The 233-nt window shown below is 38.2% G+C and carries 1 protein-coding gene; it reads right to left on the bottom strand.

The window, feature by feature from the left end:
• Positions 1–233 (bottom strand): dihydrodipicolinate synthase family protein (locus SAZ04_RS23095; RefSeq protein WP_332700148.1); only part of this gene is annotated, 233 nt, incomplete at both ends.

Here is a 233-nt window from a genome sequence, read left to right as displayed (position 1 = left end):
TTTTTCACTTTAGACAGAGCAATAGTCGTGTCAGCCACAATCTGTACTCCCGTTCTCCATGGGACGTAGTAAAGAATGACTGCAAGAGGAGTCGCTTCCGCAAACTTTTTAAAATGCTCATAAATCCCTTGTTGTGATGGTTTATTGTAATATGGAGCAACAAGCATTACGCCAACTACACCAATATCTGTCGCTTTTTTTGTTAAATAAATAGAGCATTGCGTAATTTTACA

Source organism: Halalkalibacter lacteus, from assembly GCF_036663595.1.
GTDB classification, from domain to species: Bacteria; Bacillota; Bacilli; order Bacillales; family Bacillaceae_D; genus Halalkalibacter; species Halalkalibacter lacteus.
This window is presented reverse-complemented; position numbering and strand designations above follow the sequence as displayed.